This window comes from Flavisolibacter ginsenosidimutans (assembly GCF_007970805.1).
Taxonomy (GTDB): Bacteria; Bacteroidota; Bacteroidia; order Chitinophagales; family Chitinophagaceae; genus Flavisolibacter; species Flavisolibacter ginsenosidimutans.
In genome coordinates this window covers 858,480-875,113 of record NZ_CP042433.1, presented here as the reverse complement: position 1 = coordinate 875,113, position 16,634 = coordinate 858,480, and the positions used below count along the sequence as shown (strand labels likewise).

Genomic DNA, 16,634 nt, shown 5'->3' with positions numbered 1-16,634 from the left:
TCACGCAGCGACGCGACGTTTAGACGACGCAGCGTCGTTGCTTTGCTCCGGTTGCTGAGAGGGAACATCTTTTGCCCCACAGCGAACACGGCGTACAAGAGTGCGACGCAAGTGAAGCTCGATGGACGCAACAAAGCCCGGTACAAAAAATGCAAACAATGGAACAGTTTTTTTAAACCAATAACAAAGCAGGAATCAACTTCAATTACAACTCCAAAATCAAAGCTATATGAGCAGACAAGTTTTATCCGTTATTCTGGGCGGCGGCGCAGGCACAAGACTTCAACCATTAACGTCCAACAGAAGCAAGCCTGCTGTACCCATTGCTGGCAAATATCGCCTCGTTGACATTCCCATTTCCAACTGTTTAAATTCGGGCATTACCCGCATGTTCGTGTTGACCATGTTCAACTCGGCATCACTGAACCGCCACATAAAAAACACCTATCACTTCAGCGCCTTTAGTTCGGCTTTTGTGGACATACTTGCCGCCGAGCAAACACCGGACAACCCAACCTGGTTTCAAGGCACAGCGGACGCCGTGCGGCAAGGCCTGCGGCACATTGAGCCTTTCGACAGCGAATACATTTTGATTCTGTCGGGCGACCAACTTTACCAGATAGATTTTCAAGACATGATCAAGGCGCACAAAGACGCAGGCGCCGACATCACCATTGCCACCATTCCCGTTACGGCCAAGGAAGCATCGGAGTTTGGTATTTGTAAAATCACCGACGGCATGATTACTTCCTTTACCGAGAAACCAAAATCGGGTTTGGAAGATTGGATAAGCGACACGGGAGAAGAGATGCGTGGCAAAGGAAAAGAGTACCTGGCTTCGATGGGCATTTACGTGTTTAACCGCGAACTGCTGTTTGATCTCTTGCAAAATGAATTTGCACACGCAACCGATTTTGGCAAAGAAATCATTCCACAAAGCATCGGCAAATACAAAGTGGCTTCGTACCAATACGAAGGTTATTGGGAAGACATCGGGAATATTCCGGCTTTCTTTCACGCCAACATTGCTCTGACAAAGGACATTCCTGAGTTTAATCTTTTTGACAATACCCGCGCTATTTATACCCGTGCCCGCATGTTGCCGCCGGCAAAAGTGAGCGGCACCCAGATTGAAAACAGCATCCTGGGCGATGGAAGCATTGTGCATGCAAAGCATCTGGAGAACGTTGTGATTGGCATTCGTTCGCGGGTGGAGCACGAGACTACCATCATTAATACGTACATGATGGGCAGCGATTATTACGAGACGCTTGAAGACATTCGCCACGCACAGGAACACGGAGTGCCGCAACTGGGCGTAGGCTACCGCTGCCACATTCAAAACGCCATTCTTGACAAAAACGTGCGCATCGGCGATGACGTGCGCATCATGGGCGGTACGCATTTGGCCGACGAAGACACACCACTTTACACAATCAGGGAAGGAATTGTGGTGGTGAAGAAAGGAGCGGTGTTGCCGAACGGTTTCACGCTGGGCGTATAAGACAAAAGCGAAATTCTTATTTGAATATCCTGACGGCCGCTTAAAGCGGCCGTTTTGTTTTTGAAACATGCCGACCATTCGCGAAATAATCGTGTAGTTCTTACACATCATTTGACTTTCCTGCTTATCTTGTCAAGCAATTACGATTGCTTATGGCTACCACTACGTTTGAACGAACCTCCGTTTCACAAAAGCCCCGCTTATTTCTTTCCCAAATTATAAACATGAGCGTAGGATTCTTCGGAATTCAGTTTGGCTGGGATTTGCAAAGAGCCAACATGGGCCGTATTTATGAAAACCTCGGCGCCAATCCCGACCAGGTTCCGCTTTTGTTTTTGGCCGCACCGCTGACAGGCTTACTGGTTCAGCCCGTTATTGGTTACATGAGTGACCGGACCTGGCATCCGCAGTGGGGAAGACGACGGCCTTATTTCATGGTTGGCGCTATTTTGAGCTCTATTGCTTTGGTTTTTATGCCGCACAGTAGTTCATTATTTATGGCGGCAGGTTTGTTGTGGGTAATGGACGTTTTTGGCAACGTTTCAATGGAACCGTTCCGCGCCTTCGTTACAGATAAACTTCCGGATTCGCAGGTAAACCGAGGATTTATCATGCAAAGCTTCATGATTGGTTTGGGCGGCAGCATTGCGTCTTCTTTGCCGTGGGTGTTTACCAATATTTTCCACTTTCAAAACACCGCTGCAAAAGGTTTGATTGCAGAAAACGTAAAGTTTTCGTTTTATACCGGCGCTTTCTTTTTTCTGTCGGCTGTTTTGTACACTGTGTTTACCTCAAAGGAATATCCTCCAACCGATCTCGATCGCATGAAAAAAGCGCAGGAGTCAAATAAAGGATTTGGCGGGGGAGCGAGGGAAATTTTGCATGCACTCCGGAACATGCCCAAGCGAATGCGAATTGTTTCGCTGATTCAATTTTTTACTTGGCCGGGACTTTTTTTGATGTGGTTTTATTACACAACGGCCGTTGCGGTAAACGTTTTTCACGGCAAAGACGCAAGTGATCCCGTTTATGCACAAGGTGCAGACTTTGGCAGCCTGACGCTTGCGTTTTATAGTGTTGTCACGTTTCTGTTTGCATTGGTATTGCCTTTTATTGCCGACAAGCTTGGACGAAAAACCACGCATTCACTCTGCCTTCTGTGCGGCGCAGTGGGATTGATCAGCGTGAGTTGGGTAACCAATAAATACATGCTGTACGGTTGCATGACCGGCGTGGGCATTGCCTGGGCCAGCATCTTGTCCATGCCATATGCCATGTTAAGCGGCTCGCTTCCACGAGACAAGGTGGGAATTTACATGGGCATCTTTAATTTCTTTATTGTGTTGCCCGAAATCATTGCATCGCTGGGCTTTGGATGGCTGATGAAAAACGTGTTGAACAACGACCGGTTGTTGGCAGTGGAAGTGGGCGGTGGGCTGATGATTTTGGCGGCGTTAATCTGCTTCTTTTTTGTAAAAGAGAAGAAAGGCGAAGCGGAGGTAGAGCCCTTGTCAGATGAATTAAAAATTTTGGAAGAACGATCAGTTTGAGTTTATGAGAAAGTTTTTTGGAATTGCGATTTGCCTTTGCTTTATCAATTTTTTGTTCGCTCAACAAAGCGTTGACGTTTATCCAAATCATTGGTGGGCGGGAATGAAGGAGCAAAAGTTGCAGTTGATGATCCATTCCACCAACATCGCGAAGCAGAATCTTATACTCCAACCTTATGCGGGTGTGAAATTGGTGAAAGTGAACACCGTTGAAAATCCTAACTATGTTTTTGTAGACTTGCTGGTAACGCCGTCAGCAAAGGCAGGAAGCTTTGACTTAAAATCGGGAAGTAATACCATCAATTACGAGTTAAAACCCCGCCGTTCCGGCAAAGGAACGCAATATGCACAAGGCGTTACGTCATCCGATTTTATTTACCTCATCATGCCCGACCGTTTTTCAAACGGCGATTACACGAACGATACACTTTCGATTTATCGGGACAAAAAAATAAACCGCGGTGATTATTTTGCGCGGCATGGCGGCGATATTCAAGGCGTCATCAGTCATCTTGATTACCTCAAAGACCTTGGTGTGTCAACGGTTTGGTTAACGCCTGTTTTGGAGAACGACATGCCGAACCGCACCGAACACGGTTATGCTATCACCAATCATTACAAAGTAGATTCAAGGCTTGGCGGTGATATTGCTTATAAAAATTTAAGCGATGAATTGCACAAGCGGGGAATGAAACTGATTCAGGATGCGGTTTATAATCACTGCGGCTTGTACAATTTTCTCATTCAGGACATGCCCATGAAAGATTGGGTGCACCAATGGCCCTCGTACACCAACACGACTTACAAAGACGGACCGCTGATGGACGTTCATGCGTCAAAGCGTGATGAAAAAATTATGAGTGACGGTTGGTTCACGCCACAAATGCCCGATCTCAATCAAAGCAATCCTTACGTCGCAAACTTTCTCATTCAAAACGCCATTTGGTGCGTGGAAGAATTTGGCGTGGACGGCTGGCGAATTGATACTTATATCTACAACGATCTGGATTTTATGAACCGTTGCAACAAGGCGTTGACGGACGAATATCCGAAGATGACCATGTTTGGCGAAACCTGGGTGCACGGCGTGTTAAACCAGGCTTACTTCACCCAAAACAATCTTACCAACATTCGATTCAAAAGCAATTTAATTGGCACTACCGATTTTCAAACAAACCTGTACGGTATTGCGCCGGCACTTACGCAGGCCTTCGGATGGACGGAAGGTGTGAACAAACTTTACCAAACGCTTGCAAACGATTTCGTTTACCAACATCCGGAAAACGAAGTGGTGTTTTTAGATAACCACGACATGAGCCGTTTTTACTCGCAAGTAAACGAGGATTTGGCCAAGCTGAAAATGGGAATTGGCTGGCTACTCACAACCCGCGGTATTCCCGAAATGTATTACGGCACCGAGATTCTATTGAAAGGTTATTCTAACCCGGATGGCCTTGTTCGCAGCGACTTTATAGGCGGTTGGAAAGAAGACGCGCAAAACAAATTCACATCACAAGAGCGATCAGATAGCGAAAACGAAGTTTTTAATTGGACAAGAACGCTGGCAAATTTTCGCAAGAATTCCCCGGCAATCAGGACAGGAAAGCTGATGCAGTTTGTGCCTGAAGATTGGGTGTACGTTTATTTCCGTTACACTGACAAGCAAACCGTGATGATAGTAATGAACACGAGCAACGATGAAAAGACCATCAAACCCGAACGTTTCTCTGAAATCACCAAAGGTTTTACGAAAGCGAGAAATGTTGCTCTCGGTTGGACCGCTGATTTAACCGTGCCGGAATGGAAAGTGCCCGGGAAAACAATTTGGGTTTTGGAGTTGGGGAAATAGTTGATTCGTTGATCAGTTAATTAGTTGTCCGGTTTTGTTTGCATCAAATAAACAAACGAACCAATCAACTGATCAAAGAATCAACCAATCAACCAATCACAACACATAATTCAGTCGCATTGCACTACCGTATTTGCCCCAGTTTTTTAGAATGTTGTCAAGCGTTGCCATCATTGCGCCGCGTGTGGATTTTCTTCCCTTTGTTTCGGGCTTGATGCCTGCAAGCGGAACACCGTTCGTTTCCACCTTTGTTGCAAACCACGAGGCATGGAGCCGCGGCACGCCCAAACCCAGCACCATCCCAGGCAAACCGTGAATGCTTTCTGGCCCGCCCGTTATTAAAATTTCATCGGTGTAAAAGGCAAACACCGCTAAGGTGTCGTCGATAAAGCCAATGGCTTTCTTGCAATCGTAACCGGCAATGGTTCTTGTATCGTTTGTCAGCTTCCACCGAATTTTTGTAAGGCTGTCGTTAATTAGAAACGTTTCTTCGGCCACGGGCTTTTTTGTAATTGTTTGCCCTAACGCATAGTCGTTGTACACAACGTTCCCTTCGCCTGTGCCCTGGTACCACATGTTTTGAGGAATGACGGCTTCCTTGGTTTGCCGGTAAATAGAATGCAATGTATCGCCGATGAACTCGTAGTAACTCACGGCTTTTTCCGGCAAACGGTCTTTGATGATGTCAAACCAATCACTGGCCAATTCTTTCATTTGCTGGCGCACGTACACTACTTTTTCAAATTCAATTTTCACCGCAGGATGAAAAGTTTGCGCATTCGCAAACATCCCTGAAAGAAAAAAGACAACGAAGGAAAGAATTTGTTTCATCAATATTCTTTTAAACGATTATCGGTTGATATCTGTTTTTGTTGTAGGGCCGTTAGTATCCGTGTCTCCATTAACGCAAGCCAATTGACTAATTGCCGAATTATCGAATTCGCTAATTGTCTCCGCCCATTTTATTAAAGCTCCATTCAAACTTCAGCATAAAATATTGCGCTATGCGTTGATAGCGTTCTTCGGTAATGAAGTTGCTGTTGATGTTTCGCCGGAAGCCCCGGTTTGTGTTCAATATGTCGTTAGCCAGCAGCGAAATTTTACCGGCGCCTTTTTTCAAAATCTTGTGGCTGAATTCGCCGTTCCACAAAATGATATTCGGGTTGGTGGCAAAAGCGGAAATGCTTTGCTGCAAATCCACTTCCAGTTCCGATTTGATCTCAAAGCCAAGCGGAAGTTTGGCCCAGCCTTCGGCATTGCCGCCAAAACTGTAATACGCCACTGACGTTGACTTATTCAATGTAGAAGATGATTTGTTGTAGCTCACTTCCGGCATCAATTGAAGGCTCCATTTCTCCGGCATTTCGTAATAAGCACCAATGCTGGGTTTGAACGTGAAATAATTTGTTTCGTTCCGCAAGCCGTTGACAAGGTTTACGCCGCGGCCACCGTTCAATTCGAAATTCGAACGCAGGCTCACTTTCTTTTGACCGTTGCCTTTGCTAAACCATATATACGAACTAAAGTTTCGCACGCCGTCAACATTCACGGGTTGTGTAATTTTTTTGCCACCGGCAGAAATGATTGTTGAGTTAACGATGCCGTTGGTGGTAAAGCTGTAATTAAACGACGTGTAAAGATTGGTTTCGCTGAGCATTTTATACATGTTGTAATAGGCCGAAAACTGGTTGCGGAAACCAACCTTCAAATCCGGGTTGCCAACGAACAAATTCAACGGATCGAGGTTGTTGCGCAGCGGCTGCAATTGGGTTAGCGAAGGTTGCACCGTACTGCCGTTGTAATTAATGCTGATGCCCGTATTTTGCTGAAAATTATAGCGGAAGTTTGCTTGCGGACGAAGGTTCAGAAAGTTATAATGCGTTTTTTGGCCGTTGTCCCCGTTCAGCAGGTTTAATTGCACCGCTGACAGGCGGTTGCCGATGGCCAATTGTACTTTCTTTGATTTGTAACGCCCCATCAATCCGCCGCTGTGATTCTGCGCTTCCATGTCAAAACTGTTGCTGTAATAAGCATTGCGGTTAACGTATTTGCCCGATGCATCACGGTCGTATGTATTTTGATTGCTTGTGGCGGCGTTGTGGTTGTAACTGTAATCGCCCACCAGCAACCATTTTGTTCCCAGCGGTTCAATGTAGCTAAGCTTTGCGCCCAGTGTGTTTGAGTGGCCGAAATTTATTTTTTGCTGATCGGCATTTTCAACCGAATCAATAAGGCTGCCTTTGTAAAACTTGTTGTTGTAACGCAGGAAAAAGTTCTGATCATCTTCTACATAATTAAACCGCAATTGCGCCGTGAGTAAGCGTCCTTGCTTTTTAAATGTCCGCTTGTACTGAAGGGCATTGTCGCTTTGCAACTTGGTGTTTTCGCCATCGGTTGTTCGTGTTCCTGTATTCACGAAGGCTTTCTCTTCTGACAACGACTCGGTATTGGTTGTGTTTTCGTACTGCGATGTTTTGCGCAGCGAAGCCGTCGAAAATTTCAATGTGCTGAACGTGTCAATCTTCCATTCCCATTTGCCGTTTACAGCGTGTTGCTGGTTCAGGTTTTGAGAGGTGGTGTATTGATTGGTATAAAAAAGCGTGTCGGGCAAAATGTTTTGTGTAACGGTGCTGCCAATGTTTTTTGTACCAAGCCGGTTGTAGCGATAAGAACCGTTCACGCTTTGCTGGTCGGCAGCCCATTTGTTGCTGAACAGGCCGCCGGCCGTATAAGCATCGGGCAATCCGCGCAGCGTCCAGTTATTGAATTCATCCGAAGTGCCGAAGCTCACATAAAAGCCACCGGCTTCGTCAAATTCAAAATCATTGTCCAGTCCAAGCTTGCGTTGATCTTCCCAATTTAAACTGCCGGTTGTGGTGTTGCTTTTTGTTGCGTAAGCAGAGATTTTTTTCTTGCCCACAAACCGGTTATAAAGCAAGTTGGCATCGTGGTAGTTTTTGAAATTACTGGCCACCCAGTATCGGCCAAAGCCGCCTTTTTTCTGGTCTTCTTTTAATTTAATATTTACCGTTTTGCCCTCATCGCCGCGGGTAACGCCGGTAGCGGCTTGTTGATCGTTCTTGGTATCAAACAATTGGACTTTATCAACCGCTCTTGCCGAAATATTTTTCGTTGCCAGCGTGGGATCGTCGCCAAAAAATTCTTCGCCGTCCACCAATACTTTTTGCACCCGTTGCCCCTGCGCGGTAATCTCGCCTTTGCTGTTCACCTGGAAGCCAGGAAGTTTTTTCAGCAATTCTTCCACCGTGGCACCTTCGCGAACGCGAAAGCTGTCGGCTATAAATTCTGTGGTGTCGCCTTTGATGCGCACCGCGCCGGCACTTCGAATAATAACGGCTTGCAGCAGTTGCGCCTTTTGCGTAAGCGCTACAGTACCCAAATCAGTGGCTTCGGCCTTTACCGTTATGTCGTCGAAGAAATCGGCAAACTTTGGATAGGTCACCAGCAAACGATAAGTGCCAGGCATCACATCATGCAGGAAAAAATTTCCGCTCTTGTCGCTGCGGGTGAATTTGTAAAGCGTGGAATCTTTTTTAAGCAGGGAAACAACAGCATTCGGCAGGCTTTTTTTATCAGCAGTGTCTTTAACGTTGCCGGTTAACGAGACATTTTGTGCGAAAAGGTTTTGGGTGCAAAGCAGCACGAGGACGATGAGCAGTGTTCTCATGTGTTGGTAATTGGTTTGTCAATTTAGAAAGGAATCAGCACGCAGGTTGTTAACTTTATGCAAACGGTAAAAAATTCATGCTATGACGACAGAGAAAGAAGATTCCATAAACGACAGCGAAAAAAATAACAGCCCCGAACGCTACGAAGACAAAAATTTTGTGGACACGCAAAAGCCGGTTTGGAACTACTCCGTTTTATACGACGATGACGTACACAATTTTCAGCAGGGAACACATTATTCACTCTATAAAAAATTCGGTTCCAAACGCATGACGGTACTCGACCGCGACGGCTATTATTTCTGTGTTTGGGCGCCCAATGCCACTTATGTTTCAGTCATTGGCAACTTTAATAATTGGGACGCTGCCGCACATCCTTTGCAACCGCGTTGGGACAACAGCGGCGTCTGGGAAGGCTTTATTCCCGGCCTTGCAAAAGGCGAGTTGTACAAGTATCACATCACCGGTTTTGAAGGAAGGAATGTCGTAAAGGGAGATCCGTTTGCGAATTATTGGGAACAGCGTCCGCGAACATCGAGCATTACCTGGAACCTGCAGTACGACTGGAAGGATGATGAGTGGATGCAGAACCGCAAAAAGAACAACGCACTGGATGCGCCGTGGAGCGTTTACGAACTGCACCTTGCAAGTTGGATGCGGCCCGATGCTTTTGACGAAGAAAAGTACAACACTTACGATGAAATCAGGGAACGGCTTGTGCCTTACATAAAAGAGATGGGCTTTACGCATGTGGAGTTTATGCCGGTGATAGAACATCCTTTCGACGGGAGTTGGGGTTACCAGGGTACGGGATACTTTGCCGCTACCTCACGCTTTGGCGAACCCGAAGGACTGATGCGGCTGATTGATGAATTGCACCAGAATAATATCGGTGTGATTCTCGATTGGGTGCCTTCGCATTTCCCTTACGATGCGCACGGCTTGTTCATGTTCGACGGCACGCATACTTACGAATACGCCGACATGCGCAAAGGCTTCCATCCCGATTGGAATTCTTACATTTTCAATTACAAACGCGGCGAGGTAAAATCCTTTCTCATTTCTTCAGCCCGTTTCTGGTTCGAGATTTTTCACATTGACGGCATAAGGGTTGATGCCGTTTCGTCCATTCTTCGCCTTGATTACTCACGCGAAGAAGGTGAATGGGAACCGAACGAATTCGGCGGTAACGGAAACCTGGAAGCCATTGCGTTCATCAAAGATTTAAACGAAACCATTTATCGAGATTTTCCCGATGTGCAAACGATTGCCGAAGAAGCTACAGACTGGCCGGGCATTTCAAAGCCAACCTTTATGGGCGGACTTGGCTTTGGCATGAAATGGATGATGGGCTGGATGCACGACACGCTGGATTATTTTAAAATTGATCCGCTTTTTCGCAGCCAGCACCAAAACAAGATTACGTTTAGCATGGTGTATTATAACGACGAGAATTTCATGCTGCCCTTAAGCCACGATGAAGTGGTGCATGGTAAAAGCCCCATGCTTTACAAAATGCCCGGCGACGAGTGGCAGAAGTTTGCCAACTTACGAGCCCTTTATACTTACATGTGGACGCATCCCGGCGCCAAGTTGCTTTTCATGGGTGGCGAGTTTGGTCAAACAACTGAATGGAATTATAAGGGTGAAATCGGTTGGTACTTGTTGCAGTTTGAACCACACAAAAAATTACAGGCCTGCGTAAAAGCCCTGAACGAAGTTCTAAGGAGCGAAGAGGCGCTTTACATAAACCAATTCAACATCTACGGCTTTGAATGGGTGGACCTGAACCACCGCGATGATTGCGTGCTTGTTTACCGCCGCATGGGAAAAGAAAAGGACGATGATTTATTGATTGTGCTGAACCTAAACCCAATTCCGAAAGAAGCCTGGGAAATAAACGTTGGTCGCAAATACACGAAAGAGGTTTTTAACTCGGACGACGAACGTTTTTGGGGAACGGGCGACTACAAAAACGAAACGATAGAATGTGAAGCCTTGGACGGAGAACAAACGCGATACAAAATCAAAGTGAAGCTGCCGCCCCTGGCCGGCATTGTTCTTAAATGATTTTCCTGATTAAAGATTTATGCGTCCGTTAAAAGACCAACGTAGCGGCGAATACCTTACAAAAGACTTCCGTCTTAGACAGGATTTTGCGCCGTTAAATTCAACACATCGTCCATTGTAAAAACGCCTTTTTTCCCGGCGACAAATTCGGCTGCCAGCACTGCGCCTAGCGCAAAGCCTTTGCGGTTGTGCGCCGTATGAATGATTTCAATGTCGTCAACTTCCGAAGTATATTTTACGTAGTGCGTGCCGGGTACCGGATCAACGCGTTCGCTGATAATGGAGAGTTCGTCTTTGCTTTGAGCTTGGTGATTTACCCATATTTTTTTACGGCCAATATTTTCCAAAATGCCTTCGGCCAACGTCACCGCCGTTCCGCTGGGGGCGTCTCTTTTTTGCGTGTGATGAATCTCCTTTAAGCTTACCTCATAACCGGGCTGTGAAGCCATCAGTTTTGCCAGGAATTTATTCACCTGGAAAAAAATATTGACGCCGACGCTGAAATTACTCGTGTGCAAAAAGCTGCCGTTCTGTTGAAGACAAAGGTCTTTTGCTTCGTTCAGTTTTGCATTCCAGCCAGTGGAACCACTGACGACTGGCAAACCAAAATCAAGGCAACCTTTTACGTTTTCAAACGCACTGTCGGGGCTAGTAAATTCGATGGCCACATCGGCTTTGGAGAGATTCTCTTTTGTAAAATCCTCAAGGTTTTCGATGTTGATCTTTAAAACAATTTGATGGCCGCGTTGCAAAGCAATTTCTTCAATCATGTGCCCCATCTTGCCGTAACCGATTAATGCAATGTTCATGTAAACACGAATTTTAGTGCACGAATTACATGAATTAAAGCGAAGACAAAAAGAATTTTTCTTAGAGAGGAAGTTCCCGGTCAACTTATTTAAAAGCCAGCACCAGGCTTGCACCCGTTGTTCCTGCCATTTGGCTTGGCCCGAATTTAAACTTGAGACTCAGGTTGGGGCTTACATCAAACAACTTTAGATGCGCATCTACAGTAGCATCGGCAACCTGCAATCCCCAAAGAAGAAGAAAGGCCAAAACGGAGTAATCAATATTGCTGCGAAACTCATCGCGATACGTACGAAGAGAATTCAAATCAAAGGGAACCAGGTAAGGTTTAATGCTGGCAAGCGCTACCGTATCGGCGTGGGTGGCACTGGGCAGCGCTGCCTTGTATTTTGCGGCATAGGCAAAACGAATTTCGCGGTAGTTTTTCAGGTTGTAAACAAAGATGCCGGCTGCTGTGCCCAAAGCGCCGTAAACGATGGGAACCTTCCAGTATTTTTTGTTGTAAATCTGTCCCCAGCCGGGCACCATCAATGAACGCAGGGTTGCCTTTTTTGGAACAAAAGCCTTACGCACCGAATCGGCTTTTACATTGTCAGCAATCGGAGCCGATTTTTTCACCAGGCTGTCGGCAGGAATTGCTTTTTTCGTTGTGTCCTGCTGCGAAAAACAGCAACAGGAGAGGAGTAGAAAGAAAAGAAAAAAGACCGTATGTCTGCCGTTCTTATTCAATCGTCACGTCCATTTGGTCAAGCAATTTGTTCATTTCTTCCAGCGAATAATATTCAAAGGTGATGCTGCCGCTGCCGTCTTTGCCGTGCCGCATTTTCACTTTTGTGCTGAAGTGTGAAGCGAGTTTGTCTTCTACCTTTTTATAAGCCGGAGGAAGCGTTTCGGTATTTTTCTTTTCCTCTTTTTCGCGGTAAATGTTGCGAACAAGGTTCTCGGTTTGCCGCACCGAAAGTCCTTTTGTTTTTATCTCGTCGAAAATGTAAAGCTGCTTGTCAATGGTGTCCACGTTAATTAACGCCCTTGCGTGTCCCATGCTGATTTCGCCGGCACGCACCGCAATTTGAATATCGGGCGGGAGTTTAAGCAACCGAATGTAGTTGGTAACGGTGCTGCGGTCTTTGCCCATGCGTTCGGCCACCTGCTCCTGCGTGTGGGCAAGTTCTTCCATCATGCGCTTGTAGCTGAGCGCAATTTCCATCGCGTTCAGGTCTTCGCGTTGCAGGTTTTCCAGCAAGGCAAGTTCCAATAGCTCCTGGTCGTTGGCCTGCCGCACAAAAGCCGGAATGTCTTTTAAGCCTGCAAGTTTTGCGGCCCGCCATCTTCTTTCGCCGGAAATGAGCCGGTATTTGTTGGTGTGAAGTTTTGAAACCGTAATGGGCTGAATGATGTCGTGCAGTTTGATGGATTGGGCCAATTCCTGCAAAGCCGTTTCATCAAAATCTTTTCGCGGCTGCTTGGGATTGGTTTCAATGTTTTCAACCGGTATGCGGAGCGAGCCCGTAGCGGCTTCCACCACTTGTGGCTTTAGCGCACCTTCGGTGTTTTTTAAATCGGTATTGATGTTTTGCAGAAGGGAACGGATTCCTTTTCCCAGTGCGTCTTTATTTTGTTTCGGTGCGGTCATGTTCTTCATTAAAAAAATCAAAGTTGAAAGCGCAAAGTTAATTGTTCAAACGCGGCTTCGGGACACAACAATACAAAGCCGTTTGCAAGGAAAACGATAAAATTCGATGAGCTAGAAACTGCCGCCGCGAAACAGCAGCGACGCATTCGGCTATTTCCTACATTTCAATCGTTCGCTCTTCCTGAGGAATTTTGGTGAGATTATTTTTCTGCAGAATCTCTTTGGCGAGGTTCAAATAATTCATGGCTCCTTTGCTGTTGGCGTCGTAAAGAATTACAGGCTTGCCAAACGATGGCGCTTCGCTCAGCCTTGAATTGCGGTGAATGATGGTGGTAAAAACAATGTCTTCAAAATGGCGGCGAACTTCGGCCACCACCTGGTTGCAAAGGCGCAAACGGCCGTCGTACATCGTCATCAAAATGCCTTCAATAAGCAAGGCAGTATTTAAACGGCTTTGCACAATTTTGATAGTGTTCAACAACTTTCCCAAACCTTCCAGCGCAAAAAATTCGCATTGCACCGGAACAATTACCGAGTCGGCGGCGGTTAATGCGTTCACTGTAATCAATCCAAGCGATGGCGAACAATCCACGATGATGAAATCATAATTGTCCCTTATCGCATCGAGAAGATTTTTTAAAACAGCTTCACGATTGGGATAATTGATCATTTCGATTTCGGCTCCCACCAAATCAATGTGCGAAGGAATGAGGTCGAGGTTTGGAATGTCGGTCTTCAACACCACGTCTTTTGCTTCGGCATTGTTCACCATGCAATCGTAAAGGCTTTGCGTTACGTTTTGCAAGTCGAAGCCAACGCCCGTGGTGCTGTTGGCCTGCGGATCTGCATCCACCAGCAAAGTCTTGTATTCAAGCACGGCAAAACTTGCCGCCAGGTTAATCGCCGTCGTGGTTTTTCCAACTCCGCCTTTTTGATTGGCCACGCCAATAATTCTGCCCATAGATTTCTGCCGTGTTTTACGGTGTGCGCAAAAATACAGTGAATGAGGGCACAAAGCGGTGTTGTTAAAGATTCACCCACGGTTTTACCTTATTATAGATTTGCGTCATGCGCAGTTCACCCTTCTGGCTTTTGTTTGCCGCCTTCATGATTGGCCTTGACATTTATGTTTTTCAAATTGTAAAGTTTCTGATGCACGGTGCCGCCCCACGCACCAAAGGCATTGTCAGCGTTACTTATTGGGTGGTTTCCGTTCTCGTAATTGTCCTTCTTTTTTTATTGCCCTACCTCAACCTTGATAATCTTCAAAAAGGCTTGCGCAGCACCGTGTTCGCGGTGTTGGTGGGATTGTTTATCCTGAAATTGTTCGCGGCCATCTTTTTTTTGATTGACGATATTCGGCGCGGCATTCAGTGGCTGTGGGGAAAGATTTTTTTTCAGAACGTAGAAGCCGGTGGTGTACAATCCAGTCCCGAAATCAGCCGGTCGCTTTTTTTAAGCTGGTTGGGCATTGCAGTGGGCGGAAGCTTGTTTACGTCACTTATTTACGGTTTTACCAACAAATACAATTATAAAGTAAAACGAGTACCGCTTTCTTTTCCCAACCTTCCTGAAGCGTTCAAAGGTTTGCGCATTGTGCAGATTTCCGACATTCACTCCGGAAGCTTCACCGATACAGACGCCGTACGAAAAGGTGTAGAGAAAATCATGGCGCTGAAACCCGATCTTATTTTGTTTACCGGCGATCTGGTGAACAACAAATACGAAGAAATGCTGCCTTACATGGAGGTGTTCAACAAACTCAGCGCACCCATGGGTGTTTATTCCATTTTCGGCAACCACGATTACGGCGATTACACTTCGTGGGACAGTGCCGAACAAAAACGCAACAACCTTGAAAAGCTAAAAGACGTGCACGCAAAACTTGGCTGGCGACTGCTGCTCGACGAACACGTACCGCTACAAAAAAACGGAGAGGAGATTGCATTGATCGGCATACAAAACTGGAGTGCTTTGAAAAATTTTGCCCGCTACGGAAACCTTACAAAAGCCTACGCAGGCGCCGAAAAATATCCCTTTAAAATTTTAATGAGCCACGATCCGACGCATTGGGACGCGGAAGTACGGCCCAAGTTTGGCGACATAGATTTAACATTGGCCGGACATACGCACGGCTTTCAATTTGGCGTTGAAATACCGGGCTTCCGCTGGAGCCCGGTGCAGTACGTTTACCGCCAATGGGCGGGCCTTTATCGCGAAGGGAAACAGGTGATTTACGTAAACCGTGGTTACGGTTTCATCGGCTATCCGGGCCGCGTAGGAATCTTACCAGAGATTACCCTGTTGGAACTGGGATAAGACGACAGACGTGTGAAGTGAAACCGCAGTGAACTTTAAGTAAAGACTCTAGAGTTTCACGTTTCACTTCTCACGTTTGACATGTTTAAACTTTGCTCTATCTTGTCCGTCAACAAGCTTGTTTATCACTCTGAAAAACCAAAATCAGCGCAATGCTTCGGAAGCTTTCATTCACCATATTGGGCTTTTGTCTGGCAACTTTTTGTTTTGCGCAAAAGGGAAAAGATTCGCTTGCCGTTGATACAACCTTTACCGACTACGATGAACTTTTTAGTGAACTGGATAAACTGATTGATTCCTTAACCTCACCGCACAGTTTTACATTGGTTAATGTTTCATTTGGACAAAGTTTTCTTGCCTTTGAAACAAAGGATAACCGTTCCGAAACCCGGCGGCGATTTATGTATTCGCCATCCGCTGGCTATTACGACAAAGCGGGCTACGGCATCGGCGCTGGCGCCTCGGTTGTTAACGACGGAACGGGCCTGAATCCTTACCAGTTTTCGGTAACCGGTTCATACGACTTTCAAAAAAACAAAGCCTTTATCACAGGTCTTTCGTTAACGCATTACGTTACAAAGAAAAGTTTGCCGTTCTATACTTCGCCTTTGCAAAACGAAGCTTACGCTTACTTCACTTACCGCAAGCTTTGGTTTAAACCTTCGGCAGGATTTAGCTACGGTTGGGGCAGCCGCGCCAATTTTAAAGAGGTAGAAGAAAAGATTCAAAACATCAACCTTGCACAAAGAGGATTTACCCGCATCAATACAAATGAAAAGGTTATTGATGTCAATCTTGTGACTTCGGTACGCCACGACTTTTATTTTCTTAACGTGCTGGCCAGCGACTACATTCGGCTGACGCCTCAGTTTTCATTCATCAGCGGCTCGCAGCAATTTGGTTTTAATCAAACAAGCAATACCTACGCTACCGTGCGGCGCACAGGCAACAGTATTTTATACAACACAGAAAACGTCGCCTTCGACAACAACGTTTATTTTCAGCCCATTTCTTTAACGGCCTTCTTTAAAGCCGAGTACGCAAAAGGCAAATTCTTCATTCAGCCACAAGTCATGTTCGATTATTACTTTCCTGCCACGTCCAACAATTTCACTACAGCTTTCCTCGTTAATACAGGTGTAGTGTTTTAAAGATTTCGGATTAGTTAACAAGATGCGGCATCATACTTGGAAATCTGAAAAAAACTCCCGTT

At 46.0% G+C, this 16,634-nt stretch carries 12 protein-coding genes; 6 read left to right on the top strand and 6 right to left on the bottom strand.

Annotated features, from left to right (window positions below):
* The first annotated feature begins 229 nt into the window (after nt 1-229).
* From FSB75_RS03610 to FSB75_RS03600, 3 genes are all read left to right on the top strand, one after another.
* The gene (locus FSB75_RS03610; protein WP_146782898.1) at nt 230-1,504 is read left to right on the top strand and encodes a glucose-1-phosphate adenylyltransferase; all 1,275 of its coding nucleotides are present in this window, start codon (nt 230-232) and stop codon (nt 1,502-1,504) included.
* A 224-nt stretch (nt 1,505-1,728) separates the two neighbouring features.
* Nucleotides 1,729-3,054: an MFS transporter gene (locus FSB75_RS03605; RefSeq protein WP_227990756.1), complete on the top strand. Its 1,326-nt coding sequence runs from the start codon at nt 1,729-1,731 to the stop codon at nt 3,052-3,054.
* A gap of 4 nt (nt 3,055-3,058) precedes the next feature.
* Nucleotides 3,059-4,903: a glycoside hydrolase family 13 protein gene (locus FSB75_RS03600; RefSeq protein ID WP_146782892.1), complete on the top strand. Its 1,845-nt coding sequence runs from the start codon at nt 3,059-3,061 to the stop codon at nt 4,901-4,903.
* 96 nt (nt 4,904-4,999) lie between these two features.
* Here the strand turns inward: FSB75_RS03600 and FSB75_RS03595 are convergent, their stop codons facing one another.
* Together FSB75_RS03595 and FSB75_RS03590 are read right to left on the bottom strand one after the other, a co-directional pair.
* A complete protein-coding gene (locus FSB75_RS03595; protein WP_146782889.1) occupies nt 5,000-5,734 on the bottom strand; it encodes a GLPGLI family protein in 735 nt (244 codons plus the stop codon).
* Nucleotides 5,735-5,846: 112 nt separating this feature from the next.
* The gene (locus FSB75_RS03590; RefSeq protein ID WP_146782886.1) at nt 5,847-8,591 is read right to left on the bottom strand and encodes a TonB-dependent receptor; all 2,745 of its coding nucleotides are present in this window, start codon (nt 8,589-8,591) and stop codon (nt 5,847-5,849) included.
* An 82-nt stretch (nt 8,592-8,673) separates the two neighbouring features.
* Between FSB75_RS03590 and glgB the strand changes: the two genes are divergently transcribed.
* Nucleotides 8,674-10,662 carry a 1,4-alpha-glucan branching protein GlgB gene (glgB, locus tag FSB75_RS03585; RefSeq protein ID WP_146782883.1) on the top strand — a complete coding sequence of 663 codons (1,989 nt, stop codon included), beginning with the start codon at nt 8,674-8,676 and terminating at the stop codon, nt 10,660-10,662.
* Between the two features lie 74 nt (nt 10,663-10,736).
* Here glgB and dapB read toward each other — a convergent pair whose 3' ends face one another.
* The 4 genes from dapB to FSB75_RS03565 all read right to left on the bottom strand — a co-directional run bounded on the left by dapB (nt 10,737) and on the right by FSB75_RS03565 (nt 14,063).
* Nucleotides 10,737-11,471, bottom strand: a complete 735-nt coding sequence (gene dapB, locus FSB75_RS03580; protein ID WP_146782880.1) for a 4-hydroxy-tetrahydrodipicolinate reductase — start codon at nt 11,469-11,471, stop codon at nt 10,737-10,739.
* A gap of 85 nt (nt 11,472-11,556) precedes the next feature.
* Entirely contained in the window at nt 11,557-12,087 is a 531-nt protein-coding gene (locus FSB75_RS03575) for a DUF5683 domain-containing protein (RefSeq protein ID WP_146782877.1), read from the bottom strand.
* Nucleotides 12,088-12,190: 103 nt separating this feature from the next.
* Nucleotides 12,191-13,111, bottom strand: coding sequence for a ParB/RepB/Spo0J family partition protein (locus FSB75_RS03570; RefSeq protein WP_227990755.1), 921 nt, complete (start codon nt 13,109-13,111; stop codon nt 12,191-12,193).
* A gap of 148 nt (nt 13,112-13,259) precedes the next feature.
* A complete protein-coding gene (locus tag FSB75_RS03565; protein ID WP_146782871.1) occupies nt 13,260-14,063 on the bottom strand; it encodes a ParA family protein in 804 nt (267 codons plus the stop codon).
* Between the two features lie 107 nt (nt 14,064-14,170).
* On the opposite strand from FSB75_RS03565, the gene FSB75_RS03560 reads away from it, so the two are divergent.
* The gene (locus FSB75_RS03560) at nt 14,171-15,421 is read left to right on the top strand and encodes a metallophosphoesterase (protein ID WP_146782868.1); all 1,251 of its coding nucleotides are present in this window, start codon (nt 14,171-14,173) and stop codon (nt 15,419-15,421) included.
* Nucleotides 15,422-15,573: 152 nt separating this feature from the next.
* On the top strand, nt 15,574-16,572 hold the full coding sequence (locus FSB75_RS03555) for a hypothetical protein (RefSeq protein ID WP_146782865.1): 999 nt from the start codon (nt 15,574-15,576) through the stop codon (nt 16,570-16,572).
* Nucleotides 16,573-16,634 lie beyond the last annotated feature (62 nt).